Origin of the sequence: Terrabacter sp. MAHUQ-38 (assembly GCF_014518425.1) — a bacterium.
GTDB lineage: Bacteria > Actinomycetota > Actinomycetes > Actinomycetales > Dermatophilaceae > Terrabacter.
The window spans coordinates 140,446-165,292 of sequence record NZ_JACVCU010000002.1; the positions used below are offsets into that span (position 1 = coordinate 140,446).

General features: G+C 70.1%; 20 protein-coding genes. 8 read left to right on the plus strand and 12 right to left on the minus strand.

The window, feature by feature from the left end; all coding sequences use genetic code 11:
* The first annotated feature begins 9 nt into the window (after nt 1–9).
* Both H9I49_RS07620 and H9I49_RS07625 read left to right on the plus strand, forming a co-directional pair.
* A complete protein-coding gene (locus H9I49_RS07620) occupies nt 10–960 on the plus strand; it encodes an ATP-binding cassette domain-containing protein (protein ID WP_370587475.1) in 951 nt (316 codons plus the stop codon).
* Nucleotides 947–1,831, plus strand: coding sequence for an ABC transporter permease (locus H9I49_RS07625; protein WP_188029772.1), 885 nt, complete (start codon nt 947–949; stop codon nt 1,829–1,831). Before H9I49_RS07620 ends, H9I49_RS07625 begins: the two co-directional genes overlap by 14 nt.
* 156 nt (nt 1,832–1,987) lie before the next feature.
* Here the strand turns inward: H9I49_RS07625 and H9I49_RS07630 are convergent, their stop codons facing one another.
* Nucleotides 1,988–2,317: a hypothetical protein gene (locus H9I49_RS07630; protein ID WP_188029773.1), complete on the minus strand. Its 330-nt coding sequence runs from the start codon at nt 2,315–2,317 to the stop codon at nt 1,988–1,990.
* 207 nt (nt 2,318–2,524) lie between these two features.
* On the opposite strand from H9I49_RS07630, the gene H9I49_RS07635 reads away from it, so the two are divergent.
* The 4 genes from H9I49_RS07635 (at nt 2,525) to H9I49_RS07650 (ending at nt 5,923) form a co-directional block, all read left to right on the plus strand.
* The gene (locus H9I49_RS07635) at nt 2,525–2,845 is read left to right on the plus strand and encodes a hypothetical protein (RefSeq protein ID WP_188029774.1); all 321 of its coding nucleotides are present in this window, start codon (nt 2,525–2,527) and stop codon (nt 2,843–2,845) included.
* Nucleotides 2,846–2,928: 83 nt separating this feature from the next.
* Nucleotides 2,929–3,756 carry a membrane protein insertase YidC gene (yidC, locus tag H9I49_RS07640; protein ID WP_188029775.1) on the plus strand — a complete coding sequence of 276 codons (828 nt, stop codon included), beginning with the start codon at nt 2,929–2,931 and terminating at the stop codon, nt 3,754–3,756.
* 170 nt (nt 3,757–3,926) lie between these two features.
* Complete coding sequence (locus tag H9I49_RS07645; protein ID WP_188029776.1) at nt 3,927–4,760, plus strand: SGNH/GDSL hydrolase family protein; 834 nt, start codon at nt 3,927–3,929, stop codon at nt 4,758–4,760.
* Nucleotides 4,761–5,368: 608 nt separating this feature from the next.
* Nucleotides 5,369–5,923: a nitroreductase family protein gene (locus H9I49_RS07650; RefSeq protein ID WP_255523778.1), complete on the plus strand. Its 555-nt coding sequence runs from the start codon at nt 5,369–5,371 to the stop codon at nt 5,921–5,923.
* Between the two features lie 108 nt (nt 5,924–6,031).
* On the opposite strand, the gene H9I49_RS07655 is transcribed toward H9I49_RS07650, so the two are convergent.
* On the minus strand, nt 6,032–9,487 hold the full coding sequence (locus tag H9I49_RS07655; protein WP_188030414.1) for an ABC transporter ATP-binding protein: 3,456 nt from the start codon (nt 9,485–9,487) through the stop codon (nt 6,032–6,034).
* 903 nt (nt 9,488–10,390) lie between these two features.
* On the opposite strand from H9I49_RS07655, the gene H9I49_RS07660 reads away from it, so the two are divergent.
* On the plus strand, nt 10,391–10,648 hold the full coding sequence (locus tag H9I49_RS07660) for a three-helix bundle dimerization domain-containing protein (RefSeq protein WP_188029778.1): 258 nt from the start codon (nt 10,391–10,393) through the stop codon (nt 10,646–10,648).
* Nucleotides 10,649–11,201: 553 nt separating this feature from the next.
* Here the strand turns inward: H9I49_RS07660 and H9I49_RS07665 are convergent.
* Nucleotides 11,202–11,663 carry a MarR family winged helix-turn-helix transcriptional regulator gene (locus tag H9I49_RS07665; RefSeq protein WP_188029779.1) on the minus strand — a complete coding sequence of 154 codons (462 nt, stop codon included), beginning with the start codon at nt 11,661–11,663 and terminating at the stop codon, nt 11,202–11,204.
* A gap of 66 nt (nt 11,664–11,729) precedes the next feature.
* On the opposite strand from H9I49_RS07665, the gene H9I49_RS07670 reads away from it, so the two are divergent.
* Complete coding sequence (locus H9I49_RS07670; RefSeq protein ID WP_188029780.1) at nt 11,730–12,098, plus strand: VOC family protein; 369 nt, start codon at nt 11,730–11,732, stop codon at nt 12,096–12,098.
* An 853-nt stretch (nt 12,099–12,951) separates the two neighbouring features.
* Here H9I49_RS07670 and H9I49_RS07675 read toward each other — a convergent pair.
* From H9I49_RS07675 to H9I49_RS07710, 9 genes are all read right to left on the minus strand, one after another.
* Complete coding sequence (locus tag H9I49_RS07675) at nt 12,952–14,178, minus strand: MFS transporter (protein ID WP_188029781.1); 1,227 nt, start codon at nt 14,176–14,178, stop codon at nt 12,952–12,954.
* Nucleotides 14,179–14,206: 28 nt separating this feature from the next.
* Nucleotides 14,207–14,956: a respiratory nitrate reductase subunit gamma gene (gene narI / locus H9I49_RS07680; protein WP_188029782.1), complete on the minus strand. Its 750-nt coding sequence runs from the start codon at nt 14,954–14,956 to the stop codon at nt 14,207–14,209.
* Nucleotides 14,953–15,642, minus strand: coding sequence for a nitrate reductase molybdenum cofactor assembly chaperone (narJ, locus tag H9I49_RS07685; RefSeq protein ID WP_188029783.1), 690 nt, complete (start codon nt 15,640–15,642; stop codon nt 14,953–14,955). The genes narI and narJ overlap by 4 nt, the downstream gene beginning before the upstream one ends.
* Nucleotides 15,639–17,345 carry a nitrate reductase subunit beta gene (gene narH, locus H9I49_RS07690; protein ID WP_188029784.1) on the minus strand — a complete coding sequence of 569 codons (1,707 nt, stop codon included), beginning with the start codon at nt 17,343–17,345 and terminating at the stop codon, nt 15,639–15,641. Before narH ends, narJ begins: the two co-directional genes overlap by 4 nt.
* A complete protein-coding gene (locus tag H9I49_RS07695) occupies nt 17,345–21,106 on the minus strand; it encodes a nitrate reductase subunit alpha (protein WP_188029785.1) in 3,762 nt (1,253 codons plus the stop codon). The genes narH and H9I49_RS07695 overlap by 1 nt, the downstream gene beginning before the upstream one ends.
* Nucleotides 21,107–21,204: 98 nt before the next feature.
* On the minus strand, nt 21,205–21,801 hold the full coding sequence (locus tag H9I49_RS23800; RefSeq protein ID WP_255523779.1) for an acetyl-CoA hydrolase/transferase C-terminal domain-containing protein: 597 nt from the start codon (nt 21,799–21,801) through the stop codon (nt 21,205–21,207).
* Complete coding sequence (locus H9I49_RS23805; protein ID WP_255523780.1) at nt 21,722–22,171, minus strand: hypothetical protein; 450 nt, start codon at nt 22,169–22,171, stop codon at nt 21,722–21,724. Before H9I49_RS23805 ends, H9I49_RS23800 begins: the two co-directional genes overlap by 80 nt.
* 166 nt (nt 22,172–22,337) lie before the next feature.
* Nucleotides 22,338–23,744 carry a wax ester/triacylglycerol synthase domain-containing protein gene (locus H9I49_RS07705; RefSeq protein WP_188029786.1) on the minus strand — a complete coding sequence of 469 codons (1,407 nt, stop codon included), beginning with the start codon at nt 23,742–23,744 and terminating at the stop codon, nt 22,338–22,340.
* Nucleotides 23,745–23,961: 217 nt separating this feature from the next.
* On the minus strand, nt 23,962–24,762 hold the full coding sequence (locus H9I49_RS07710) for a hypothetical protein (protein ID WP_188029787.1): 801 nt from the start codon (nt 24,760–24,762) through the stop codon (nt 23,962–23,964).
* Nucleotides 24,763–24,847: the final 85 nt, after the last annotated feature.

Sequence of the window (24,847 nt, forward strand, 5' to 3'; positions counted from 1 at the left end):
CTCGAACGTGTGCAGACGTCAGCCTCCGAGCGTGATCTCGCGATCGCGACCCGGGGGCTGACGAAGCGTTTCGGCGCTCGGGCCGCCGTCGACGGCATCGACCTCGTCGTGCCGCGGGGCTCCGTATACGGCTTCCTCGGGCCGAACGGCTCCGGCAAGACGACGACGATACGGATGCTGCTCGGTCTCGTTCGGCCGTCCGCCGGCACCAGCAGCCTTCTGGGGCAACCGATTCCAAAGGGTGCCCAGGCTGTGCTGCCTCGCGTCGGATCCCTCGTCGAGGGTCCCGCCTTCCATCCCTACCTGTCGGGCCGGGCCAACCTGCGGCGCCTCGACGCCGCCGACCTCGCCGCGGACCCGCGTACCTCGCGGCAGCGGATCGACGCCGCCCTGGACCGGGTCGGCCTCCTCGCGACCGCGGGCAAGCGCTACCGCGCGTACTCCTTGGGGATGCGCCAGCGGCTGGCCATCGCCGCCGCGCTACTCATGCCGCGGGAGCTGCTCGTGCTCGACGAGCCGACGAACGGCCTTGACCCACAAGGAACTCGCGAGGTTCGTCACCTCGTCGCGTCGCTGGCGTCGGACGGGACAACGGTTTTCGTGTCGAGCCACCTGCTGTCCGAGGTGGAACAGATGTGCACCCATCTCGGCGTCATGAGTGACGGTCGGCTCGTCACCCAGGGCTCGACCTTCGAGGTCCGCGGAGGGGCGGCCCCGACGGCTCGCGTCCTCACGGATCAACCCACCGTGGCGGCGCGGATCCTGTCCGAGCTCGGGCTCAACGGCGTCGAGGCGGTGCCTGGCGGGGTCCGTGGGACGCCGGACGGCGTCGCGCCGGAGAAGATCGTCGCGGCGCTCGTCGAGGGCGGCGTCGGCGTCAAGGAGTTCACCGTGACGAGTCCCAGCCTCGAGGACCTGTTCGTCTCGCTCACCGGGGAGGGTTTCGATGTCAGCGGCTGAGCCGGTTCTCGCCGACGTTCCCGAGAGGGGTCCGGGCGGTCGCGTTCCCCCGTCGAGGTGGCTGTCCGCACGCCTGCTGCGATCGGAGCTGCGGCTGATCGCCGGCCGCCGGCGCAACCAGATGGGACTGCTCGTCCTCGCCGCGGTGCCGGTCCTCATCGCCGTCGCAGTCCGGCTCTCGTCGCCGCGCGAAGGGCGCGGGCCGGACTTCCTGTCCTCGATCACCTCGAACGGGCTGTTCGTGCCGCTCGCGGCGCTCGGCGTCGAACTGGGGCTCTTCCTTCCCCTCGCCATCGCGATGCTCGCCGGTGACGCGGTGGCCGGTGAGGCGAACCTCGGCACGCTCCGGTACCTGCTGACCGTGCCGGTGGGACGGACCCGGCTGCTCGTCACGAAGTACGCGTCTCTCATGATCGGCGCCCTGTGGGGAGTCGCCGTCGTGGTCCTCGCCGGCGCCATCGCCGGGATCGCACTCTTCGGCACCGGACCGATGCTGACGCTGTCCGGCACCGAGATCTCGTTCGGCTCGGCGGTCTGGCGGGTGGTGCTGGTCAGCCTCTACATCGCTGCGGGGTTGGCCGCCCTCGGTGCCGTTGGGCTGTTCATCTCGACGCTCACCGAGCAACCGCTGGCCGCCACCGTCGCGCTCATGATCTTCACCATCCTGTCGTGGATCGCCGACTCGGTGCCGCAGATCTCCTGGCTGCACCCGTGGCTCCTCGTCGACCAGTGGATGGCGTTCGGCGACCTGCTGCGCGACCCGCCGTTCTGGGACAACATCGCCCGGGGTCTGTGGGTCGACGTGGCGTATGCCGTCGTGTTCGGGCTGCTCGCCTGGGCCCGGTTCGCGGGAAAGGACATCACGAGCTGACACGCCACTGGAACGGCGACCCCGTCACGGGCCACACCCCGGCTGCCACGACCTTCTGCCCGCGGGTCTCGAGCGCGGCCGCTTCGGCGAGGTGGGCCGACCGCGGAGAGCCTCCGCGTCGCGCGGTCGGCCCAGGTGCGGTGGTGCGAATGTCGGTCAGATCGTTGCGCGTGTCGCGTTGAGCGTGAGCGACATTTCATTGTGGAGCTGCCGCTTCTCGGTGAGCGGCGCCTCCGCGTAGCTTTCCGCCAACGTCAGAATGGCCCGGCCGACGTCGAGTATCGGAAACCTCACCGGCGGAGGAGGCAAGGGCATGAGCGCCGCGGCCGAGTGCGGCACCGCGACGGCACCAAGGGCGACGAGGACCATCACCGAGACGCGATGACGCAGCCGCGATGATGTCGCCTTCCTCGCGCCACTCATCCGGCTGCCTGCCGACATAGAGCTCGCACAACAAGTGCGCTGAGGTCGCGTCGTGATGTTCATCGGAGTCCACCTCCTGTGTCGCGAGAACTTCCGATCAACAGCCAATGTGAACCGCAGCTGGGTTGCCGTCTGTGCGCGCGACGACACAGCGATACAGCGGCCAGAGTCGGGCCGCTGCGCGGGGGCGGTGCGGCGCGCCGACCCGACCCGTGACGTACGCTCGTTGTGGATCGACGACCCGTCCGACGGACGACGAGAGGAGACGACGTGAGCGCCCTGCGTCAGCACGTGTCCTCCGTCGCCGAGCCGGCCTTCGTGGCGAGCGTCGCGCTGACGGTCGTCGTCCTCCTCGGGTCACTGACGGCGTCGTTCACGGACGCGGGTGTCGTTCAGGTCCTCCTCACCACAGCCGCGGTCGGTGTCCTCACCGCGGTGCTGGCCTCCGCCGGCCGGCATGTCGTCCAGCCGCTACCGGTGCGCGCCAACCCCACCGGGGTGGCCGGCGCCGTCGCCTCGTCGTCGGCGTACTGGTGCGCTCTCGACGCGCCGAGCTGCCCGCACCGCCCTCGAGCTCCGGGTCGGCACTGATCCCGTCCGCCGCCCACGCGGCGTCCGGGCCACTGCCCTGACCCATCCACGGCCCTGACCGGGCCCAGCCGAGGAGCTCATCCATGCCTGATCTGCTGTCCCCTGTCGTCCATGCCCTCGCCGCGGTCCTCGCGGCCACCCACGACGTCGCCTGCGCCCTTGGCCTCAGCCCAGGGTCTGCCGGCGCCTGGCTGTTCGCCGTGCTACTGCTCGTCGTCGCCGTGCGCACCCTCCTGCTGCCGGTGGCGCTGCACAGCGTGCGCTCGTCACACGCCCGCGCTCACGCCGCGCCCCAGCTGCGTGAGCTGCGCCAAAGGTATGCCGGCACCCGCGACCTCGAGCAGCTGAGCGCGATGCGCGTCGAGCAGAAGGCCATCCATGCCGAGCACGGCGTCTCGGCGTGGAGTCTCGCGCCGGCCCTGCTGCAGCTGCCGCTCTTCTACGCGCTCTACCGCGTCGTCTCCGACCTCACCGCCGGACACTCGGTGGGCGCACTCGACGCCGGACTGGTCGCGTCGACATCGGCGGCATCCGTCGCGGGCCTGCACCTGACGAGCCACCTCGGCACGATCCTCCGGCAGAACATCGCGGCCGGCCTCCTCATGATGGCGGTCGCCGTCGCGGCAGGGCTGCTCAGCCTTCTCACCCAACGCTGGTTCGTGCAGCCGATGACCGATGTGAACGACCTGCCCGCGAGCATGGCGACCGCCCAGCGCCTCATGCCATGGCTCGGCGCGGCGGGCGTCCTCGCCGCGGCAGCCTTCGTCCCAGCCGGGCTCATCGTCTACTGGCTCTTCAACAACGCGTGGACCTTCGCGCAACAGGGCCTCATCTGTCGCTTCGCCCCGACCCCCGGCTCAGCGGCAGCCGCTCGACGGGATGCGAGGCTGCTCGACGGCGCCAAGTCCTGAACCGCGGGCGACGCGGCATACAGGCCCGGCGTTGGGCGTCCGGCGTGGCAGTGGCCGCACGAGCCCACCCCGGCGGAATTACGTAGTGAACTACGTACCTTCCACGATGCAGCAACGCCCCCCGCCGACGACTCTGGAACCCAGGTTCGAGCAGCGACGAGGTGACGGTCATGGATGACTACCAAGCACGACGTCAGGGTGACGGGTCCGCGCCGGCGCCGCAGCAGGGCGCCCGCGACTACATCCGATTCGTCGCCTTGGGGGACTCAGCCTCGTGTGGCGTGGGAGACCTGACGCCCGACGGGTGGCGCGGCTGGGCCCGAATCCTGGCCGACTCGATAGCGACCGATCACTATGTCTCCTTCTGCAAGCTCGCCGTTCCCGGCGCCACGGTGGCCGACGTCCGGTGCCAGCAGCTCCCCCAGGCGCTTGACCACCGCCCGGTTCTGGCCTCCCTGGTGGTCGGGCTCAACGACGTCTTTCGTTCCACCTGGCACCCCGAGCAGATCCGCCGAGACCTGCTGCACTGCGCGGGTGAGCTGGCCCGTCAGGGCGCCCTTCTGATCACCGCCCGGTTCCACGACCACTCCCTCGTGCTGGGCCTGCCGCAGCTGCTGGCTCGCCCGGTGCGACGTCGGATCCAGGTCCTCAACGAGATCTACGACGAGGTGCACGAGAAGTACGGCGTGCTACAGGTCGACCTGGCCGCCGACCCGGCCATCTACTCCCGTGCGTTCTGGGCCGTCGACCGGCAGCACCCCTCCGAGCTCGGGCATCGACGGCTGGCCCGGCTCGCCGGCGAACTGCTCGTTCAGGAGGGCCTCGAGTTCAACCTTCCCTCGTTGACCTGCACCGGCAACCCTCCAAACCTCAGAGACTCTGCGCGCACTCTGGTTGCCGACGTCGCCCCCTGGATCGCACGCCGGGTCCGCGACCTCGCCCCCTGGTTCTTCCGCGAAGCAGCACGCCGCACCCGAGGTTTGCTCCCAAGGCCAACCATCTGAAGCTTGAGCTGCTCACGTCTGAACGGCTCAGATCAGACACAGGAGTCGGTCGTCGAGGCGCCCATGAACGCTTCAGGTCAGGGGCGCTACCAGCTCGTAGGGCGGTGCGAGGCGGTGACGGCGCCGATGGCAGCTCTGACCGGGATGCCGGAGTGGCTGACTGTCGCCGAACCAGAGACACACCAGGTCGTCTCCAGACACAGGGGCACTTCGGCCCTCCAACCGTGGTCGGTCCATTTCAAGGCTCCCGAGCCTGGCCAGATGGTCGAGGCTGAAGGGTGGCTCCAGGTCATGGCTCAGCACGAGTGGGCCTTACCCGTTCCCGACTCGCGGATGGACTGGCGCATCCGAGGCATACGGCTTCTCCGACATCGCATGGTGCCCGTCCCTGACGAGCAGACCGACGTCTTCACCTTCGGGCCCGTCGTCAAGGTCACCGAGCTCGAACGGTTGGACCCGGCAGCAGAGAGGCTCAGGGGTGCGCACCACCTGCTCGATCTCACACCGGCCCAGCGGACCCATCTTCGGCATCCGCTCGCCAAAGGCGCTGGGTGCGAGGCGCGTCCTCCCGCGGGCGCAAACCGCTGGCTGCAAAGCCGGCGCGGCAGATGGTGGCCACACCGGCGCGTGGGGCGCAGGATGTGATCGTGGAGACGTGGGACCCCTTGCGGGCGCGGCGAAACGTTCGGCAGTTCACAGAGCAGCCAGTCCCTGACGAGGCCCTCGACCGAATCCTCGAGGCTGGGCGACGGGCCCCATCGGCGGGCAACTGGCAGCCGTGGGACTTCGTGGTCGTCACGGACCGGGCGCAGCTGGTCGAGCTGGCGAAGGTTTGGCAGGGTGCAAGGCACGTCGCCGGAGCGGCGGCCGCGATCGCGATCGTCGCGCCGGATCCGCAGGACGATCGGCAGTCGGCTCTCCTCCAGTACGACCTTGGCCAGGCCACGTATGCGATGACCATTGCCGCGGCCGACTTGGGGGTCGGCACGGGCCACGCTGCAGCCACCGACCAGGACCAAGCCAGGGCCGTCCTGGGCTTTCCCGAAGGACGCTTCCTGGCCTACCTCCTGTCGGTCGGCTATCCGTCGGACAAGCCGTTGGCCGTCATCGAACGGCTGAACCGACGCCCCTTCGACGAGGTGGTGCACCGCGGAGGCTGGTGACCGGCCTGACGCCGCGCCCGCACCGCCGGGTCGCAACGAGCTGCCACCGTGTCACTCCCCGCGCGGCCGGCGTAGCGCCGCCGCAGCCGGCAGGTCGTGGCGCCAGGATCACCCGGCGAGGTGGCCCCACCTCTGGGAGAGCTCGCGCCACGGAGCGGCCTCGGCCACCCGGCCACCGTCGAGGACGACGACTCGGTCGGCTTGTGCCAGCGCGGCCGCCTTGCTGGTCGCACCGATGACGGTCGACCCGCCGGAGCGCAGCGCAGTCCAGAGCTCGATCTCGGTGGCCGCATCGAGCGCCGAGGACACGTCATCGGCGAGTAGCAGGTCAGCCTCGCAGGCGAGCGCCCGGGCTAGCGCCAGCCGCTGCACCTGTCCCCCCGAGAGCCGGACCCCTCGGTGGCCGACGAGCGCGTCGGGGCCGCCGGCCTCGGCGACGTCCCGTTCCATGCGAGCCGTCGCCAGGGCTGACTCGACCTGTCGGTCGGCGTGGTCGAGGGCGATGTTGTCGATGAAGGTGCCGGACAGCACCCGCGGCACCTGGGCGATGTGGGACACGCGGCCGGGCCGCAGCTCGACCTCGGGTTCCGCGAGGGCGCGGCCGTTCCAGAGGATCTGGCCGGTGTAGGAGGTCAACCCTGCCAGCGAGGAGAGCAGGCTCGACTTGCCCGAGCCCACCTGGCCGAGCAGGAGCACCAGCTCACCCGCCTCCACGATGAGGTCGACGTCCTGCACGCCGATGGTGCCGTCGTCGTGGACTGCGGTCAGACCTCGCAGGCTGAGCGTCCGCAACGGCTCACGCGGCCCCGGCTGCGGCTCGTCCGCCGTGCCGTGCACCAGGTCGGTGCCCGGCGGCAGGTCCATCAGGTCGCCACCACCGGCGAGCTCGCTCCTGGCGTTCATCCACGACCGCACGCCGGGCGCCTCGGTCACGACCGAGCCGGCGACCCGGCCGAACCAGTCGAAGCCGCTGACGGCGTTGGCGACGAGCAGAGTGATGGCGAGGGTCCACGTGCCGTGGAGGAAGCCCGCCCAGGCGGCGACGACACCGCCCTGGACCATGACGATCGGCACGCCGTCGAGCAGTGCCTGGACCCGGTGCTCGCGGACCGCCGCGTCGACCCGGCCGCCGTCGACCTGGCGCAGGTGCTTGTGCACCTGCGGGGTGGCAGCGGCGAGCTTGACCGTGCGGATCGACTCAAGGGCGGAGACCAGCGATCGCCCGAAGTTGGCCCGCGCCGTCGAGGCGGCCGCTGCAGAACGTCCGGCCACCGGTCGGCCGAGAGTCGAGGCCAGCGCCGAGGTGACCATCACCACGAGCAGGACCGCGCCGGCCAGCCACGTGCCGGCGATCATTGCCGTCATCGAGGCGACGACGAGGCCGTTGACGAAGTCGACCCAGCGGTCGGCGTAACGCGCCAGGCGGTCGGCATCCATCGTGCGAGCGACCACCTCGCCGGGAGGAGTGCGCACGAGCCGGCGCTGCGCGGTCTGGCCGGCGAGCACCGTGGCGCGCACCCGGAGCCGAACCTCGATCCACCAGTGGGGGTAGGTCCGGAATGCCTGCGACAGGACGAGCGGGCCGACGACGAGCGAGGCGACCAGGGCCGCGGTGAGCCAGCCGGGGTTGTGCCCGGCCTGCAGCTCGGTGACGACGAGCCCCCAGGTCCAGCCAGTGACGGCCCCGAACGCGCCGGTCAGCGATGCGGCGAGGAAGAGGGAGGCGCCCAGCAGACCCCACTGCGGCTGGATGCGCATGGCGTGCAGCACCTGCCGGGCCAGGCTCGGGGTCGGAGCCAACGCCGGGGGAGGCGGCGGGGTGGTGCTGCGACGCACCGAGCCGATCGCTGTGTCCTGGTGGGCGTGCTCCTCCAGGGCCACCTCGTGGGCGGCCGCCTCGAGCAGGCGGCGGAACGGCCCGTCGTCGGCGGCCAGCCCGCCGCGCGGACCCTGCTGGACGACGCGACCCGAATCGAGGACGGCCACCTGTTCGGCCCGCTCGGTCGTCGAGAGCCGGTGGGCGACGAGGATGCCCGTGCGCCCCGAGATCAGCCGGTCCGCAGCCCGGACCACCCGTGCTTCGGTGACAGGGTCCATCCGGGCCGTCGCCTCGTCGAGCACGACGACGCGCACGTCACGCACGAGCAGTCGGGCGAACGCCACGAGCTGCTCCTCGCCCGCCGACAGGGTCGTGCCGCCCGGGCCGAGCATGGTGTCCAGACCGTCGGGCAGCCCGGCCACCCAGTCAGTGAGGCCCAGCTCGGCGACCGCGGCCGCGACCTGGGCCCGGGACACGTCACCGAAGAGCGTCAGGTTCTCCGCGAGGGTGCCGGCGAGCACCTCGGTGCGCTGGGTGACGACGCCGACCGCGGCCCGTAGCTGCTGCAGGTCCAGGTCGCGGACGTCGACCCCGCCCAGCATCACGGTGCCGCGGGGCGGCTCGACGGCCCGCGACAGGAGCGAGGCGAGCGTGGACTTGCCGGATCCGGTGCGCCCGACGAGCGCGCAGGTATGCCCCGCCGGGACGATCAGGTTGACGTCCCGCAGCGCGAAGGTGCCGGTGCCGTAGCTGAACTCGAGGCCGCGGTATGCGACGTCGAGCGGCCCGTCAGGCAGTGGCAACCCGCCGGTCGGCTCCGCCGGAGAGGCGAGCATGGCCCTCAGGCGCAGGACCGCGCCGAAGCCCTCCTGCAGGTCGGGCAGGTGACGCGCCAGCATGTCGACGCCGCCGACGAACATCGTCGTGACGAGAAAGAGAGTGACCAGCCGGGCGGTCGACAGGTCGCCGGCGAGCACGACGCCGGTGCCGACCACTGCGACGGCGGCCAGCGCGCCGTGGAGCAGCCCGCCACTGCGCCGGGTGATCCGGACCTCGACCTCGAGCACCTTGTCCAGTGCCGCGTGGACGCGGGCGGCCATCTGGGCGTTGCGGCGCAGCACATGCGCCTGGCCCAGTGCGGTGCGCAGGTCGTCGCGGGCGGCGACGCCCTCCTCGGTGGAGGCTGCATGGTCGGTCCACGCCGCTTCCTCGACGACCTTGCGTTCGGCGACCTGCGGCAGCAGCCGGCGAACGACCCAGTAGGTCGCGAATCCTGTCAGGGGGAAGAGGAAGGCGGCGGGCCACCAGGCGAGGCTCGCGACCACCCACAGCGGCCCGGAGGCGAGGAAGGTGCGCACGGCCTGCCACACGCCCCAGCGCATCAGCTGGCCGACCTCCCAGGTGTCGTCGTCGATGCGGTCGAGCACCTCACCGACGGCCTGCTCGGACAGCTCGGAGAGTGGCTGGGCCATTGCGGCGTCGAGCAGGTCGGCGCGCAGCTTCCCCTCGGCACGGTCGCACACGCTCGCCCATATCGTCTTGGCGACCGTGTCGATGACCGCCCCGCCCACGACGCACAGCGCGAGCAGGACGACCAGAGTCGAGGTGGCGTGCTCGGCGAGCCGGCCGGCAACCATCGACCCGAGTGATGCCGCGACGGCACCCAGAAGGGACATCGTGAAGCACACGACCGTGAGCGGGCGACGGACCCGGCGCCAGTCGACCGGGGCGCGATCCACCGGCATCCCCGCACCCGGAAGGGCCCCGCCCTGGCTCGTGCCCGCTGCCTCGTCGTACCCCAGCTTGGTGATCGTCACAGTGATCGAACGCTACCCACCACCACCGACAGCGCGCCTCCCGTTTTCCGTCGCAGATCAGAGGCCTGAAATAGATGACTCGGCCGACCCGCGCGGGCTGTCGGCGGCACGAAGATCGCCATCCCGACACTGACCGGCCCGAGCCGTCAGGCGCCCATCGCCGGCCTGACCTTCTCCCGACGGCAGCACCCTTCGGACTCATCGGCCCCGACCGTGGCGCACTCGTCGCGGTCCGCGGGACTGGACCACCCGGACACAGTCGTCTACGTCGGCATCTTGCACGTGCTCCCCACTCTGGACACCTGCGCCGTCCTCCAGGGCGTGAGACCGAAGGTCGCCTGGCACCTGTACCTCATGGCACAACCCTCTGTCATGCCCGAGAAGATGATCGCTGCCGTCGCCCCTGAGTTCTTCGGATCCTTCCTCGATGCCTGGGATCCCACCAGAACGACGTTCACCATCCAGGAGCGCGACTACAAGGTCACCAGCTCCGTCCCGCCTCGACCGTGGCCGACTACCGCGCAACCGCCGGGATCGACCTCGACATGGACCTCGCCGACCGGGACGCAGATGATCCCCTCGACTCATCGAAGGACCCCAGGTCAGCCCCCGATACCGCACTCACCCCCCGCCATCGACTCAAGGTCGCCCGACTCGTCATCGACGGCGGTCGGCCGATCAGCGAGGTCACCGCCCGCTTCCAGTTGTTCCGGGCAGGCAGCGGCGCAGCTGTGGCTCGCAGCCGAGCAGGTGCAGCCGGTCCGATGACGACTTGACCGCTCGTTGGCCCGGGTCTTGCGACTGCGGGTTGTTAACGCTCACAATCAGCGGATGGATGACCGGCACGAGGCGGAAGCGTTACGAGCAGTCCAGCAACGGCTGAACGACGAGTTCTCGCTCCTGGGCGACGAGGTCGTCGAGGCGGCGATCCGGCTGGCCCATTCGCAGCTAGGCGGCCCCATCCGGGACTTCGTGCCCGTGTTGGTCGAGCGCATCGCTCGGGAGCGCCTTACTGAGCTGAGGGACCAGCCCTCGCCTGCGACCCCGGCGCCAGCCGCGCCGGCCCGCCAGTCGGTCCAACTGGTCTAGCACGCCCCTGGGCACCGGCCGACCGTGACCGGGTGGGTCGAGCGCCCTCTTGTCTGCAGAGGTCGCGTCCGCGGCCTTGGCGAGGAAGTTCATGACGCTGCTGAACCAGGCGGCTTTCCGACGACGTCTTCATGGGTCACCATCACACTCCGGATGGGCCGAACATCCTGTCGAGGAACGTCCGCCATGGCCACGCGAAAGATCATGTAGGCCGTCGCGCCCGGCACCATGCTGGCGCTGATGCCCGTCACCGGCGCGTCGGCACACGTTCACCTCATCACTCCGCTTCGGTGCACCGCGGCACCGGACAACGCCGGTGGCAACCAGACGAACACCACCCCGGCTTCCGCTGCCAACGGCGGTCCGATCAGCGGAGTGATCCCGATCAGCATGGGCGGTGCTGTACAACCACGCGAGCCGGAACACTTCGGCGTGTGCCGCTGAGTCCACTGCTCGAGTCTTCACTGCGGCTCACAAGTGCCTCGGCGGCCCTGCGCCGAAGGTAGGCCAAGAGCGTGGCCGGGGACACGGCAAGTCGCAAGTTCCGGAGCAGCTACGTCGCCGAGGCGGGCGGTTCTTTCAGCGAGGCGATGCACGTCGTGAGCAGGCGCCGCATCTGATCCTGTTCGTTGGCATCCAGATTGGTCAGCATGGCTTGCTCGACGCGGCGAACCGCGGCGCTGGCCATCTCGAGCTGGTGGCGTCCACGGTCGGTCAGCTCGGTCGGCAGGGCCCTGCCCACGGGTGCCCGCGCTGGGCGGATGACGAGTCCCTGACGTTCGAGGGCCTGCAGGAGCACATTCATGGACTGCCGGGTGACGAAGGCGCCGCGAGCAAGCTCGGAGTTCGACAGACCGGGTCGCTGGGCGAGCAGCTCCAGGCAGGAGTAGTGGGTGATCGTCATGCCAAGCGGACTCAGCACGGCCTCCAGGGCGGAGTGCAGAGCGCTCGCGGCCGCCTTCAGCATGTACCCGAGCGATGTGTCCAGCTCGATTCCCGGCTCGCTTTGACTCATGTCAGGAGTCTGACATACATTTTCTCATGTCAGACTCCTGACATACCCATGAGGAGGTTAAGAATCGTGGCCGTAACTGGACCCGACTTCATTTCACTGCAGGTGCGCGACCTGGAGCGCTCGGCCGTCTTCTACGAGCAGCATTTGGGGCTGAAGCGCTCCGAGGCAGGGCCGCCGCACGCCGTCGTGTTCGACACGAAGCCCATCGCGTTCGCTGTCCGCGACGTCGTCGCGGAGATCGACCTGGACGCGATCGCGCAGCCGGGCCAGGGGATGGCGCTGTGGCTGCACGCCCCCGACGCGCAGGGCATCCACGACGCCCTCGCCGCCGCCGGCACGACGATCGTCTCAGCACCTGTCGACGGGCCATTCGGCCGCACCTTCACGTTCGCGGACCCCGACGGCTACCAGGTGACCGTCCACGACCGCGCCTGAGCAGGACGGGCTGGTCTGCGGCGCGGCAGGCGCCCTGAGCGGGCTTCTCGCACCCGCAGGCCAGCCACCCAAGGAACCGCCTTGCCGTCCGGAGATCGTGTGTGCGGCCCAGGCCGTACGACGTCAAGGTGCTCACGCACGATCAGCGGACTTCGCGTTCGCGGTTCAGTGCAGCGACGGTTGCAGCGGGGCCGACCGCGCCGGCTTGACGTTGCGGAGGCGATCACCAGTCGCGGACCAGCGTGGGGGCGAGCCCGACGAAAGTGGATGGGTCGGCCGGTACGCCGGGGATCGCCGCGGGGCGACGCCTTGCTGCTGCCCATGGCGCCCCAGGCCCCTGACCTGCGGAAACGCCTAGTTGGCCGAGTTGGTCGCGCTGCCTGCAGATGGCGATTCTCGAACCTCTTGCGGACTTTTCGCGGACTGAGGGGCCGCAGCCGCTCAACAGAACATCGTCCACTCGAAGGGCACTCGGATCAGGTCTCAGACCACATCTGGCAGCGCCCAGGGCCGCCGCATGGGGCACGGCCCCGGTCGACCTGGTTCTGGCCTCCGTCCCTGGGGCAGCTGAGCGCCGAGGCCTGGGCACTCCCCCGTCCCCAGTACTTCACCCGAGCCGGGCAGCTCGCCTGCGATGGCCGTGGTCCGGCGCCAGACAGGACGTCCCGCGGTCGGGGCCAGGCCGATCACGGTGTGACGCCTAGGAGTGGCGTCGGCTCCCCACTCGAGGTCCCCGTCGTTGCCGGAAACCGCGCCGCCGCCGGACCCATCGGGGGCCGCGGTCCTGACTCCCGAACCACGAGCAGACCCCGCTCGTGGATCTCCAGGTGCCTGCACGCCCCTGTACCGTCGGTCAGCGTTGCTGCAGCGTCGCCCTTCTCGGCGCCGCGGTCCTGATGCCCACGTAGGTGAACAGGAGAGCACCCAGTGCCACCAGGCACAGCAGCGCGAGGCCGAACCCGTAGCCGGGGAACACCTTGCCGAAGGTGGCCCCCATGACCAGCGGCGGGAAGTAGCCCCCGAGACCACCTGCAGCGCCGACGAGGCCAGTGACCGACCCGACGCGCTCGGCCGGAGCCTGCAATGCCACCCAGGCGAACACGCCACCGGTGCCGAGGCCGAGGAAGAACGCGATCGCGACGAAGGACACCCCCGCCGGCACCTCCAGCGGAGGGCGGAACGCCAGCACGAGGGCCAGGACGGCGGTGCCGGCGAGTGAGATGCCGACGACCGTCCGTGGCCCGAGGCGGTCCGAGAGCATGCCGCCGACCGGACGCGCGACCACGGCTGCGATGGCGAATCCGGCGGTGCGGGTGCCGGCAGCGGTGAGGTCGAACGAGTAGACGTCCTTGAGGAACGTCGGCAGGTAGGTCGAGAAGGCCACGAACCCGCCGAACGCGACGGCGTACAGGAACGACATCTGCCAGGTGACCGGCAGGCGCAGGGCCGCCGCGAGCTTCGGGACCACCGGATCCGTGTTCGGCTTCCATACCGGCGAGTTGCGCATCGCCAACCAGCACAGGGCCGCGGTCGCGACGAGCGCGAGGGCCATGATGACGTGGGTGGTCGTGTAGCCGAACCACGTCACGAAGCGTGGGGTCAGGAACGCGGAGAGCGCGGTGCCGCCCATGCCGGCGCCGAAGACACCCGTGGCGAAGCCGCGACGGTCGGCCTCGAACCACGAGTTCACGAAGGGGATGCCGACCGCGAAGGTCGTGCCGGCGATCCCGAGGAAGAAGCCGAACAGCAGCATGAGCGGGAACGACCTTGCATTGCCGGCCAGCGCCACGAGCAGCACGAACGGCACGGTGATGAGCGTCAGCGCCGGGAACATGACCCTGCCTCCGTGACGGTCGGTCAACGCCCCGACGGGGATGCGTCCCACCGATCCGACGAGCACCGGCGTCGCCACGAGCAGGGCCTTCTGGGTGCCGGACAGCTGCATGGCGTCGGTGTACCGCACCGCCAAGGGGCCGACGAGGTTCCACGCCCAGAACGTCACGGCGAAGGCGAAGGTGGCCAGGGCGAGGTTCTTGGTCCGGTCACGGGGGTCGATCACGGCAGGGGCGGTGGCGCTCATCTGTTCCCCTCGGTTCTCTCGTCGGTCGTCACGGGCGTCGTTCGCGGTCGGACGTGCCCACGCTGGACCAGCCGGGCCGCGGAGAGCGCGAGCCCTGGCCGCGCTGGTCGCGTGACCGGTACACGATGTACGGACGGAAGAGGTAGTGCAGGGGCGCGGTGAAGGCGTGCACGAGGCGCGTGAAGGGCCACAGCGCGAACAGGAGCATGCCGACGATGGAGTGGATGTGGAACTGGATCGGGGCGGCTGCCATCGCAGCGTCGTCGGGCCGCAGGAGGAACACCGAGCGGAACCACGGTGAGACCGTCTCGCGGTAGTTGTGGGCTTCGTGGCCGGCGCCGACGCTGACGAGCGTGGTCCAGAGGCCGAGGAGGATGGCCGCGACGAGCAGGACGTACATCAGCTTGTCGTTCTTCGTCGTCGCCATGAAGACCGGGCCGGTCGTGCGCCGGCGGTAGACGAGGATGAGGATGCCCACGAGGGTGCAGACGCCGGCGATGCCGCCGAAGAGCAGCGCGTTGAAGTGGTAGAGGCCCTCGCCGACGCCGACGGCCTCGGTCCACGACTCGGGGATGACGAGCCCACCGACGTGGCCGATGAAGACGAGCAGGATGCCGAAGTGGAAGAGCGGCGAGCCGATGCGCAGCAGCCGCGACTCGTAGAGCTGCGACGAGCGCGTCGTCCACCCGAACTTGTCGTAGCGGTAGCGCCAGATCGTGCCGCCGACGAGGCTCGCGATGCAGAGGTAGGGCAACACGCCCCAGAGGAAGGTGCTCACGAGCGCACTCCTGTCGACGAGGTGGGGACCGGTTGCAGCGGGAGGAGTCGCGGGTCGTACGGGTCGAGACCGACCGCCTCGGTCGGCTGCGGCCCAGCCATCCCGACCATGGCCATGACAGCCGCGCGGTCGGTCGGCGACTCACCCGGCAGCGTGGCGCACACGGCAACTGCCGCCGCGGCATACGGACTCTGCTTCTCCTGCAAAGCGATTCGCAGCAGCTCGAGGCTGGCACGGTAGCCCTGCAGCAGCTCCGACCCGGCTGCCGCATCGGCGCACGCCGCGAACTCCAGGACCATGGGCAGGTAGTCGGGCAGCTCGCCGTGCGTGTCGACGACGAACCCGCTGCGCCGGTACGCCGTCTTGAACCGTCCCAGCACCTCGCCGCGTCGGCGCGTGTCACCGTCCGTCCAGTAGGACAGGTAGAGCGCGTGCTTGCGACTGAGGTCGAAGGTGTCGACGTACGCGCGTTGCAGGTCGGGCAGGGGCACGGAACCGAGGTGGTCGACGAGCGGGAACAGCTCCCGCGCACCTGGCGAGTCCCCTTGCTCCGCAAGGGCATCGAGCATCGTCGAGAGGGACCCGACGAGCTCGTCACGCGGGTAGTCGAGGCAGCGGGCCGCCACGAGGTGCACGACGCGGTGGTCGCTGGGGCGGCGGTCGGCCCGGCGTCGCAGCCCCATCATCGCTGCTCCTCCGCGGTGGTCGCCTCTCGCGGGGTGTCGGGGAAGAGCCCGTCGGGGGCGCCGTTGCCGTCCCAGTTGAGCAGGTTGACCCTTCCGCGCAGCTCTCCGCTCGCCGTCGTCGACGTCGGGGAGTCGCTGGTCTGGCGTTGACGCAGCGCGTTGAACGTCTCGACGGCTACGGGCGCGGGACGCCCGCTCGCCTCGCCGAACGGGCCGGACTCGTACATGCCCGGCCCCTCGTCGTAGTCGAGCGAGCAGCCGAGCTCCTCGAGCTCGTGGGCGCGCTCGACGTGGGCGCTCGGGATGACGTAGCGGTCGGCGTACTTCGCGATGGCCATGAGGCGGTACATCTCGTAGAGCGCCTCCTCGCTCATGCCGACGGCCTCGGGGATCGAGGGGTCGCCGTCTCGCCCGAGGGAGACGTCGCGCATGTAGGCGCGCATCGCCGCGAGCTTCTGCAGCACGGCGGTGACGATGTCGGTACGGCCCGCGGTGAACAGCTCCGCGAGGTAGTCGACGGGGATGCGCAGCGCCTCGATCGCACCGAAGAGCACGCCCTGGTCCTCAGCGTCGTGCCCCTGCGACGACAGCACGTCGACGATGGGAGACAGTGGCGGGACGTACCAGACCATCGGCATCGTGCGGTACTCCGGGTGCAGGGGCAGCGCCACCCGGTACGTCTTCGCGAGCGCGTAGACGGGCGAGCGCCGCGCGGCGTCCATCCAGTCGTCCGGTATGCCGTCGCGCCGGGCGGCGGCGACGACCTCTGGGTCGTTGGGGTCGAGCAGCAGGTCCAGCTGCGCCTCGTAGAGGTCACCCTCGTCCGGTGTCGTGGCCGCCTCGGTGACGCGGTCTGCGTCGTAGAGGAAGAGACCGAGGTAGCGCAGCCGGCCGACGCACGTCTCGGAGCACACCGTGGGAAGGCCGACCTCGATGCGCGGGTAGCAGAAGGTGCACTTCTCGGCCTTGCCGCTCTTGTGGTTGAAGTAGATCTTCTTGTAGGGGCAGCCGGTGATGCACTGGCGCCAGCCGCGGCACCGGTCCTGGTCGACGAGGACGATGCCGTCCTCCTCGCGCTTGTAGATGGCGCCGGACGGGCACGACGCCATGCACGAGGGGTTGAGGCAGTGCTCGCAGATGCGCGGCAGGTAGAACATGAAGGTCTGCTCGAGCTCGAACCGGACCTTGTCCTCGGATGCGCGACGCACCTTCTCGTTCAGCGTGGCAACGATCGGGTCGAGGTGGCCCATCTCGCTGGAACCGCCGAGGTTGTCGTCCCAGTTGGCCGACCACGTGATCTTGGTGTTGTCGCCGGTGATCAGCGACTTGGGTCGCGCGACCGGGAAGTCGTCGCCGAGGGGCGCCTCCACGAGCGTCTGGTAGTCGTAGGTCCACGGCTCGTAGTAGTCGGCGAGCTTGGGCTGCACGGGGCTGGCGAAGATGCCGAGCAGCTTCTGCACCCGTCCGCCGGCCTTGAGCTTGAGGTTGCCGCGGTGGGTCAGCTCCCAGCCGCCCTTCCACGTCTCCTGGTCCTCGTAACGGCGCGGGTAGCCCTGTCCCGGACGGGTCTCCACGTTGTTGAACCAGACGTACTCGGTGCCGGCGCGGTTGGTCCATGCCTGCTTGCACGTGACCGAGCACGTGTGGCAGCCGATGCACTTGTCGAGGTTCATGACCATGCCCATCTGGGCCATGACACGCATCAGTACGTCACCTCCTGCGAGCGCTTGCGCACCGTCGAGACCATGTCGCGCTGGTTGCCCGTCGGGCCCAGGTAGTTGAACGTGTAGGACAGCTGCGCGTACCCGCCGATGAGGTGGGTCGGCTTGACGAGGAGGCGGGTCACCGAGTTGTGGATGCCTCCGCGCCGGCCGGTCGCCTCGGACTTGGGGACGTCGATGGTGCGCTCCTGCGCGTGGTACACGTAGACGACGCCCTCCGGCATGCGGTGGCTGACGATGGCCCGGGCGACGAGCACGCCGTTGGCGTTGGTGCACTCGACCCAGTCGTTGTCGTGCACGTCGATGGACTCCGCGTCCTGCGGGCTCATCCAGACGGTCGGCCCGCCTCGTGAGAGCGAGAGCATGAGCAGGTTGTCCTGGTACTCCGAGTGGATCGACCACTTGGAGTGCGGCGTGAGGTAGCGGACGGTCACCTGCTTGGCCCCGTCGGCGCCGAGACGAGGTTCGCCGAAGAGGCGGTGCATGTCGAGCGGTGGTCGGTAGATCGGCAGCGCCTCACCGACGTCCTGCATCCAGTCGTGGTCGAGGTAGAAGTGCATGCGCCCCGTCAGCGTGTGGAACGGCTTGAGCCGCTCGATGTTGACGGTGAAGGGGGCGTAGCGCCGACCGCCGGTCTCCGAGCCCGACCACTCGGGTGAGGTGATGACCGGGACGGGCTGGACCTGCGTGTCGGCGAAGGAGATCCGCTTCTCCTCCGCACCCTCGGCGAGGTCGACCAGCTTCTTGCCGACCCGCTCTTCGAGGGTCCTGAAGCCCTGCACGGCGAGGTGGCCGTTCGTCGTGCCGGAGAAGGAGAGGATGGCCTCGGCCATCTTCGAGTCGGTGTCGATCGCGGGCCGGCCGTCACCTGCGCCGCCGAGCATGACGCCGTTCCTGGCCGCGAGCCGAGCCGTCTCCTCCTCGACTCGGTACGTGACGTTCTTGACGGTGAAGCCGAGCGAGTCGGCGAGCGGGCCCACGGTAGCGAGCTTCTCGGCGATCGCGGTGTAGTCGCGTTCGACGACCTGGAAGACCGGCATCGACTGCCCGGGCGCGCCCGGCGCGCCGCTCGTTCGCCAGTCGACGACTCGACCACCCGGCTGGGCGGTCTCGCCAGGCGTGTCGTGCATGAGAGGCACGCTGACGAGGTCCTTGACGACGCCGAGGTGGGTCTTCGACAGGTCCGAGAACCTTTGGGCCAGAAGGTGGAACAGCTCGAAGTCGCTCTTGGCCTCCCACGGCGGGTCGATGGCCGGGGTGAACGCGTGCACGAAGGGATGCATGTCGGTGGAGCTGAGGTCGTGCTTCTCGTACCACGTGGCCGCCGGCAGGACGATGTCCGACAGCAGGGTCGTCGACGTCATGCGGAAGTCGGCCGAGAGCAGCAGGTCGAGCTTGCCCTCGGGCGCCTCGTCGTGCCACCTGACGTCGGACGGCCTTGGAGCCTCTGGGTTCTCGCTGCCCATGACGTTGGAGTGGGTGCCCAGCAGGTGCTTGAGGAAGTACTCGTTGCCCTTGGCCGACGAACCCATGAGGTTGCTGCGCCAGAGCACGAGCGTGCGGGGCCAGTTCTCCGGTGCGTCGACGTCCTCGATGGAGGCCGTGAGCGTGCCGTCGTGGAGCGCACCGGCGACGTATGCCGCCGGGCTGGCAGCGGTGCCAGCCTCGACGGCGGCCTCGGCGTCCTGCGCCACGTGGAGCGGGTTCGTGCCGAACTGCGGGTAGAACGGCATCCAGCCCATCCGTGCGGACTGGGCGATGGTGTCGGCCGTGTGCTTGCCCGCGAGGTGCCCCTTGGCGAGGGGTGAGCTGAGCGAGCCGGCGGAGTAGCCGTCGTTGCGCCACTGGTCGGTGTGCATGTACCAGTACGCCGTGCCGATCATGGTGCGCGGCGGCCGGCTCCAGTCGAGCGCGTTGGCGAGCGAGATCCAGCCGGTGATGGGACGGCACTTCTCCTGGCCGACGTAGTGCGCCCAGCCACCGCCGTTGCGGCCCATGCAGCCGGTGAGCACGAGCAGGGACAGGATCGACCGGTAGGTGGCGTCGCCATGGAACCACTGGCAGATGCCGGCGCCCATGATGACCATCGAGCGGCCTTGCGACTGTTCGGCATTCGTCGCGAACTCGCGCGCGACCCGGATGCACTGCTCGGCCGGCACGCCGGTGACCTCGGCCTGCCAGGCCGGCGTGTAGGGCGTCGAGACGTCGTCGTAGCCGCTCGCCCACTCCCCCGGCAGACCGTCCCGCGGGACGCCGTACTGGGCGAGCATGAGGTCGAAGACCGTGGTCACGAGGTGCCCGCCGATCCGCCGTGCGGGCACGCCGCGGCGCAGCACCGAGCCGGAGCCGTCCGGCTCGACGAAGGCGGGCAGCAGCACCTCGACAGCGGTCGAGTCGGCGCCAGCCATCGTCAGGGCGGGGGTGACCCCGTCGAGGTCGAGGTTCCAGCGGCCCTTGCCGGAGTCGGCGTAGCGGAAGCCCATCGACCCGTTCGGCACGACCGGCTGACCCGTGGCTTCGTCGAGCAGCACCGTCTTCCAGGCGTCCTCGTCGGGTACGTGCGCGCCGTCGGCGGCCAGATCAGCAGCGGTGAGGAACTTGCCCGGCACGACGGCTCCGTCGCCGCTCTCAGCCGGCGCGGCGGCATACGCCCCCTCGGCGGGGTCGAGGCGCACGAGGAAGGGCAGGTCGGTGTACGTCCTGACGTAGTCGACGAAGAACGGGACCTCGCGCTCGACGAAGAACTCCTTGAGCAGCACGTGCCCCATCGCCATCGCGAGGGCCGCGTCGGTTCCGGCCTGCGCCGGCATCCACTCGTCGGCGAACTTCGTGTTGTCGGCGTAGTCGGGGCTGACCGTGACCACCTTCGTGCCGCGGTAGCGGACCTCGGCCATCCAGTGCGCGTCGGGCGTGCGGGTCACGGGGACGTTGGAGCCCCACATCATGAGGTAGGTCGCGTCCCACCAGTCACCCGACTCGGGCACGTCGGTCTGGTCGCCGAAGACCTGCGGGCTCGCGACCGGCAGGTCGGCGTACCAGTCGTAGAAGCTCGTCATGACCCCGCCGATGAGCTGGATGAAGCGGGTGCCGACGCAGTGCGACACCATCGACATGGCCGGGATCGGCGAGAAACCCGCCACCCGGTCGGGCCCGTACTCCTTGATCGTGTGCACGTGCGCGGCGGCCGCGATCTCGACAGCCTCGCCCCACGATGCGCGCACCAGCCCGCCCTTGCCGCGGGCGCTCTGGTAGCGGCGGCGCTTGTCCGGGTCGGTCGTGATCTCGTGCCAGGCCGCGACGGGGTCGCCGAGGCGGCCCTTCGCCTCGCGGTACATCTCGAGGAGGACGCCGCGCACGTACGGGTAGCGCACGCGCGTGGGCGAGTAGGTGTACCAGGAGAAAGCGGCGCCGCGGGGGCAGCCGCGCGGCTCGTACTCCGGGCGATCGGGGCCGACGGAGGGGTAGTCGGTCTGCTGCGTCTCCCACGTGATGATCCCGTCCTTGACGTAGACCTTCCACGAGCAGGACCCGGTGCAGTTGACGCCGTGGGTCGACCTCACGACCTTGTCGTGGCTCCACCGGTCGCGGTAGAAGACGTCGCCGGCCCGACCGCCCTCCCGGAAGACGGCGCGTCCGTCGGCGGACTCCTCCCACCGGGTGAAGAACCTCCCGGCCCTCAGCAGTGCTGCAGAGGCGGGCCCGTCGATGCCAGGCGATGCGCTCCCCTGGACTCGCTCAGCCACGGTCGGAACTCCTTCGTATGTCGGTTCCCGGACAGACAGCCGTGGAGCTCGGCATGACCAGCAGGATGGCACGCGTGTGACGCGTGTGACCAGATCTCCTACGGGCTGTAGTGCTCAATGTGGTCCTCCGATCGGCGCAGGGGTGAGGCGTTCGACCTCGTCCCATTCGGGGCCTCCGAGTTGAATCGCCGCAGCAGCAAAGGGGCCGTCTTAGCGCACCCGCGAGGTCGAGTCTCCGGCGGGCGGGAATGCAGCCACCAGTGCCAAAGGTCCCGTGCTGCACGGGGCTGCGAGGGATATCTCCGAAGCTGAGAAGCGCAATGGCCACAGGCAAACCTGCGGGCCCGAGCCATCCGGCCCCGCTGGTCTCGGCCGAAGAGTGGTGCGACACCGTGCTCGGTCACGACCGCGCTGGGCTGGAACGAGGTCACCGGCTCGTCGAGCAGGGGCACGATCGTCGACACGTCCGCCTTGGGATGCCAGCTGCGCAGGGCGATGAGGGCCTGCCCACCGCTGGAGTGCACGGCTCCGACGATGAAGTCGGTCTGACCGCCATGTCCGGAGTGGATCCGGCCCGCCACGCGCGAGGCGTTCGCCTGCCCGTAGAGGTCCACCTCAAGGGCCGTGTTGATGCTCGTCATCGCCGGGTTGGCGGCGATGAGCGTTGGGCTGTTCGTCTTCTCGGTGCGCAGCATCCGGATGCGCGGGTTGTGGTCGACAATGCTCGTAGAGCTCGGCCGAGCCGAACCAGAACGACGCCGTGACCGGACGATCCGGGTCGAGCACGCCGGCCCGCTCGAGCGTCAGCAGCCCGTCGGAGAACATCTCCGTCCAGACCCCCAGGCCCTGGCGGCCGGTGAGTCCGCCGATGGCGGCGTCGGGCACGGCTCCGATGCCCATCTGCAGCGTCGCACCGTCACCTACCCGCGCGGCGACCCGTTCGGCCACTGCCAGGCTGGCTTCGTCGGATGCCTGCGGGTCCCTCGACGGGAGCGGCGCGTCCACCTCCACCGCCATGTCGACCGACGCCTCGTCGAGCAGAGCGTCGCCGAAGGTGTACGGCATCGAGGGTTCACGAGAGCGACGACGAGTGCCCCACGGGCGCGACATGCATCGAAGGCCCAAGCCAGCACGTTGACCTCGGTGCCCAGGTTGAGTGGCCGTTCGCCGGTGGGGGCAGTGGACGGCAACCACTTCCGGCGGGGTGCTGGCTGTAACAGCAGCGCGGCCCTTACGCGGAGAGCCGTGACAGCTCGCTCTGCACGCCCGCAGCGATGCTGGCGTGCTCGGAAACGACCACGGGGTCGGCGACGACCGTGACGACGAGACGCCCCGCATAGGAGAGCACGTCGAAGCTCACGCCGACGTTCCCCGGCGTGACGGCCGCCGGCACGATGCCCGCCACGCGGTGCCCCGCGAACGACAGCTCTGTCGCGGGCCCGCGCACGTTCGTCACGAAGGTGTGCACGAGGCGCTGCCGGTCGATGAACGCCTGGAAGAGGCCGACACGGGCGAGCGCCCGGAACGCGACACCGAGGGGTGCGGCCGACGTGCCGCGCGCCGGGCCTCGGCGAGCTGCCGTGAGGGCGGAGATGCGCCGCAGCCGTTCGTCGCCGTCGGCGAGCAGCGGCAGGGCCAAAGGCACGACACCGGTCTCGTTGCCGAGCCGGTCGGCCGTCGCGGCACGTCGCGACGAGATGGGCACCGAGACGACGAGCTCGGTCAGCCCCTCCCCGCGCGCCTGCAGCGTCGATCGCATCGCGCCCGACACCGCGCAGAGCACGAGGTCGTTGACGGTGCAGCCGCGCCGGTGGGCGGCCTCGAGCAGGCCCTTCAGGGGAACCGTGGCGGTCGAGAGCCGGCGGCGTGCTCCGGTCGGACGGTCGAGCGAGGAGCGGACGGCGAGCCGCGTGCGGTGCGGGCCGCCCATGAGCTCCCTCGTACCGGATGCCGTACGGCGCAGAGTCGCGGGAAGGCGCCGCCAGGCCGCGAGCCGGGACTGCCACGCCTCGCGGGCCAACGAAGCTACGGAGGGTGCTGCCGCCGGGAAGGTGTCGTCCAGCGGGTCAACCTGGTCGGCGCCGTCGTCCGCTAGAGCGGCGAGCACAGCGATCCCGCCGAGCCCGTCCGCGAGGCAGTGGTGGACGACGAGGACGAGCGCCGCGTCGCCGTCAGGCAGCCCGGTGACCCAGCGGGCAGACCACAGCGGGCGGTCGCGGGGCAGACGGGTGCACACGACCGCCACGGCGACGTCGAGCAGGTCGCTTCCCGGGAAGTGCAGAGCGCCGGTCATCGGGACGTCATCTTCCGGGTGTGAGGGGGTGGCGGCCAGCCGGATCTCCTCGACCTGTCGCGCCACGTCGAACGCCGCGTCGTCGACCCACACCGGTCGCCCGCACCCGGGCGGCGTCCGCACGAGCCGTTGACGCAGGCGCCGTACCCGCGGGACGCGTGCCGCCAACACCGAGCGCACGGCCTCGACACCCACCGAGGAGCCGCCCTCGACGACGAGCACCGCGCCGATGTTCATCGGTGTCGGGCCGCGGTCGGTGACCAACGTCGTCAGATCGTTGGCACTGACGCGCTCGACCCGCCCCCGCTCCCCCGCAACCGTGTTCGTCGCGCTCTCAGTGGGCATGTGGGCACCCTTTCCGTGGCCCTCGTTTCCACGAGGGCACACGGCGGCCCCGCGGTAGCGGTTCATAACCGCGTTCGAGGCGGGGGCGTCAGTCAGGCGGCAATCAGGTATGCCGACCGGGTTGAGTAGGTCTGTCCCCGCACCCCCTAACGGGTCGGAGCGAGATCGGCGCAGTCTGCTGCGCCAGAAGTTGAGGCGTCGTTCGGGTCCTCGTACGTCATGCATCCCTGGACCACCACCCGGCTCGCAGCCATGGTGACGTCACGGCGCCGAGCGTGCGGCCGCCTCGCACCAGCAGCCAGGCCTCGACCGCGAACAACGCGGCGAACACGATGGTGAACACCGTGATCTGGGCGCCGACCTCGGCGTCGGTGTGCAGACCTGCCGCCAACGCGAAGGGCGTGACCAGCAACATCGATGCGGAGAGGATCAGCAGGGCGACGAGTATGACAGCGGCGAGGAACGGCCCTGCCGGGTGGTGTCGGCGTAGGAGTACCGCTGCGGCAAGGCACATCGGGATGATCCATGCGAGGTCGAGGACCCAGGTGGGGTTCGGCAGCTGCGAGAGGTGGATGTTCGGTGGCATGGCGTCGGGCCAAGCGGCGATGATCTCGCTCAACCACAACGCGCCGATGCCGACACCGCCGAGGGCGAGGAACCAGCCAGCCGCACGGAGCGGCGCGCGGACGAAGGCTGGCCGGGCAGCGACGACGTCGAGGCGTACCAGGCCGTCCAGCGTCGCGAAGCCGGCTAGAGCCAGAATCGACAGGTAGACCAAGAACATCGGGTTGAGCGGTACGCCGATCGACAGATGGGCATAGGAGTACGCCACCCAGAGGAGGATGCCAGTGGTGACGAGGTGAGCGCTGAGGGAGCCGGTCCGGGCGCGGCGGCTCGACCACAGCAGCAGCGGCACCGAGAACAGGGTGATGGCATCCTGCGCGCGCCACGTCTCGCGCGTCATGTCCGACACGAGCCGGTACGCGTGCTCGACGAGCAGCCCGTACCCGGTTGCCACGACCACCAGGGCGCCGAGGATGCCGAAGTACGCAGGCGGAAGGGGCTTCCCCTCTGCGCCCGACGCCTGCCGAGCCGCGCGGGTG